The sequence below is a fragment of the Rhodopirellula sp. JB055 genome, from assembly GCF_043100905.1.
Taxonomy (GTDB): Bacteria; Planctomycetota; Planctomycetia; order Pirellulales; family Pirellulaceae; genus Rhodopirellula.
Window position 1 is genome coordinate 1 of sequence record NZ_JBICHO010000422.1, and the last position, 3,548, is coordinate 3,548.

The window sequence follows — 3,548 nt, forward strand, 5'->3', positions numbered from 1 at the left end:
CGGTCTTCGCAGCCACCGAAGTGACGTCGACGATTTCCAAACCGAAACGCAAATCGGGAGCGTCGGAACCGAAGCGACGCATGGCTTCTTCGTAGGTCATGCGAGGCAGTGGCAGTGAGATGTCTTTGCCCAATACCTGCTTTGCTGTTTTGGCGACCAAGCCATCGATCAATCCGATGATGTCTTCTGAGTCGACAAATGACATTTCCAAGTCAAGCTGCGTGAATTCGGGCTGGCGGTCGGCTCGCAAGTCTTCGTCGCGAAAACACTTGGCGACTTGGATGTAGCGGTCAAAACCGGCAACCATCAGAATTTGTTTGTAGAGCTGCGGCGATTGTGGCAACGCGTAGAAGTTGCTCGGATGCACGCGGCTGGGGACCAGGTAATCGCGAGCTCCTTCGGGGGTGCTGCGGCCGAGGATGGGCGTTTCGACGTCGATGAAATCGTGCTCGGCAAAGTAGTCTCGCATGCACTTGATGATTTCGCTGCGACGGATCAGGGCCTGCTGCATTTCTTTGCGGCGAAGGTCCAGGAAGCGATACTTCAGACGCAAGTCTTCGCCGGGCAGATCGGATTGGCCGGGCGTGAAGGGAGGCGTTTCGGAGGCGGAAAGGATCTCGAAGTGTTCGCTGCGAACTTCGATTTCACCGGTTTCCAATTTCGCGTTGGTTTTGCCTTCCAAGCGATCCGCCACCACGCCGCGGATCAGAATCACGCTTTCGTTGGGCACGTGGCCGGCCTGTTTGATCAGCGTTTCGTTGGCTTCGGGCGGTCCGATGACGACCTGGGTCAGCCCGTAACGATCCCGCAAATCGATGAAAACGGCTCCGCCGTGGTCTCGTTTGCTGTCCACCCATCCGCACAGGGTCACGGGGGAGCCGACGTCAGATTTGCGAAGCGCGCCGCAGGTGTGGGTTCGTAACACGGGTCGAAATCAAAGGGTTCGAGGGGATGGATGCAACGGAACGCCCCATCCAATGCAGACGGGCGTTTCCAAAAATTCGCGAAAACGAACCGCAAAGGATACGCGATCGTCGCTCATTCGTAAGTGGGACCATTTTCTGGGGCCGGTCCCCGATTGGGGGCCGGCGATCGCCGGTGCCGCGCCGGTTGGCTTTTGTGCCGCTATCGCAGGTGGCGATTGAGGTGCTGGCAGGCCATCGAGTTCAGCAGCAAGGCGAGTTCGGGGTCATAGCGATGCCCTTCGTCTCGCATGAAAGCGTGCTCGCCATTGAATTCGTGCCAAGAAAAACTGACTCCCGCGTCCGTCATGGCGTCGTAGATCATTCGGCGGCCTTCAGCGGGAATGTGTGGGTCTTGTCGTCCCCAAATCATCATCATCTCGGCCTGGATCTCGGGGATGCGGTCGAGGCTGTTGTCGTGCATGCCTTTGCCGAGGCTTCGTTTGTGAATGTCGGTCGCGTAGAAGCAGACCCCGGCTTTGACTTCCTCGTTCATTGCCGCGCGAAAGGCGAGGTGACCGCCCAAGCAAATGCCCACCGTGCCGACTTGGCCGGTGCAGCCTTCGTCGCTGCCGAAGAAGTCGATGACGGATCGAGCGTCGGCATCATAGGCGGCAATTTCCTTTTCAACCTTCAAGCGGTTGCCCCGGTCGGTGCCCTCTTTGTCGTACGCGAACGCTTCACCCAGTTCGGTGTACTCGTGGTAGACATCGGGGACGGCGACCAGCAAACCGTGTCCCGCCAAGACAGCGGCTGTCCGGGCGATCGGCGCCGTCATTTGATAGATCTCGCTGTAGAGTGTCACGCCGGGATAGCGGCCGGGGCCGTCCGGGCGAAACAAATGCGTTCGCATTGGACCGGTGGGCGTTTCGAGATCGACGAAAGAAGGAGCTTGAATTCGCATGCTGAGTTCGTGCTGTGTCAAATCAGTGGATGGCAAGCCGACGGTGGCGTCTGTGACCAGGATGGCGGGACGTTTTACCAGTTTGGCGACGATGGTGGTGAATCGTTGAGCGATTCAGGCAACGTCGAGCAAAACGGGCATGGCGATTGCATCGCTTTTCTCGACGATGAGCGAGAAAGGGCCGACAGACGCCGGTCGCTTGTCGGATGGTTTGGTTTCTTGACGAGGAGTGTTGCGGTGCGTGGATGGTTGATGCTGGGATGTTTGATTGTCAGTCCGCTGATGGCTGAGGAAGAGTCGACGGCGATCGCTGTTGATACAGAAAAGGACAGCCCGATGATCGATCAAGTTGAAAAGGCGATTGTCAAGCAGATCAACGATTACCGCAGCAAAAAGAATTTGAGGCGGTTGAAGGTGAACGATGAGCTGCAAACAACCGCGAAAAAATTCGCGGAGTTCATGGCGGAGTCAGGCAAGTATGGTCACCACGCGGATGGCAAGACGCCCGCGGAACGCGCCGAAGCGGCGGGGTACGAGTACTGCGTCGTCCGCGAAAACATTGCTTATCGCACCAACACAGGGGAAGTCACCGCGGAGAGTTTGGTTGATATCTTTGTTCCGGGATGGATTGATTCACCGCCGCATCGCGAAAACATTGTTGCACCACATCTTACGCAAACGGGGGCGGCTGTCGCGACGAAAGACCAAGCGACTTTCTACGCCGTTCACCTGTTTGGTCGACCCAAGTCAGCACAGATCGAGATCTCGGTGTTGAATCAATCGGGCGAGGTCCAGACTCTTTCGATCGAAACCAATGAGAGTGTCGATGAAATTGAGCTGCCGCCGCGGACGACCGTGAGCATGAAACGCTGCTTTCCAACCACGTTTCAAATGGATGGCTTGGAAGCCATGACAGTGGACAAGTCGTCGGAATTGGTTTTGACCGAGGCAGGTTGGGAGGTGGCGGAGTGAATCCCTGCCCTGCCCTGCCCCGATCACAACGTCAAGCAATTGGCGTGTTCGCCTTCACCACGTTGCGGTCGACGTTCGCCGGTATTTCCCCGGACGGGGGCGACTTGGGAGGTGTCGAGTTACCTGTTGCCGACGGAGGCCCTCCGTCGGCCAGAGCGGTTTGAGCGGTTCATCGTTTCGGGGCCTGACGGCCCCGGCAATGGATCTGTCGACCCTTCGGGCCATGTTGGGTGGCGATGAGGCCTGGCCTTTGAGGACTGCCCGACGGAACAGTTGAGACAACTGTTCTACTCTGGCCTCGCGGTCCTTACCCCGGACGGGGCTGTCGTGAGAAACAGAGTAGAACATTTGTCCCCATATGTTTGCGTGGGCCGTTGCTGTCGTCGAGTTGCGTGACGCGGATGGTTGCAAGTGGGCTTGGTTGCGATGAAGCCTGGCTGTTGAGGGCTGCCCGACGGAACAGTTGAGACAACTGTTCTACTCTGGCCTCGCGTTGCTCGACCCCGAATGGGGGCGACTTGGGAGATGTTGAGTTACTTGTCGCCGACGGAGGCCCTCCGTCGGCCTGAACTGTTTGAGTGGTTCACCGTTCCGGGGCCTGACGACCCCGGCAATGGATCTGTCGACCCTTCGGGCCTAGATCGTAGGAACGACGAGTTGGGAAAGAGTGGGCCTCGAAGGGAAAATATAGATGGGAGCAGTAGACTTAA

The 3,548-nt window shown here is 57.8% G+C and carries 3 protein-coding genes; 1 reads left to right on the forward strand and 2 read right to left on the reverse strand.

Annotated features, from left to right (window positions below; translation table 11 throughout):
* Together aspS and ACF8AM_RS16565 are read right to left on the reverse strand one after the other, a co-directional pair.
* Positions 1–925, reverse strand: a 925-nt coding sequence (aspS, locus tag ACF8AM_RS16560; protein WP_392556701.1) for an aspartate--tRNA ligase, incomplete at its 3' end; no start/stop codon positions are given.
* A 200-nt stretch (positions 926–1,125) separates the two neighbouring features.
* On the reverse strand, positions 1,126–1,866 hold the full coding sequence (locus ACF8AM_RS16565; protein ID WP_392556702.1) for a dienelactone hydrolase family protein: 741 nt from the start codon (positions 1,864–1,866) through the stop codon (positions 1,126–1,128).
* 237 nt (positions 1,867–2,103) lie between these two features.
* On the opposite strand from ACF8AM_RS16565, the gene ACF8AM_RS16570 reads away from it, so the two are divergent.
* A complete protein-coding gene (locus ACF8AM_RS16570) occupies positions 2,104–2,838 on the forward strand; it encodes a CAP domain-containing protein (RefSeq protein WP_392556703.1) in 735 nt (244 codons plus the stop codon).
* Positions 2,839–3,548: the final 710 nt, after the last annotated feature.

Excerpts from the sequence above, each read along its gene's own strand:
- ACF8AM_RS16565 (WP_392556702.1), bottom strand. The coding sequence starts at position 1,866 with ATGCGAATTCAAGCTCCTTCTTTCGTCGATCTCGAAACGCCCACCGGT.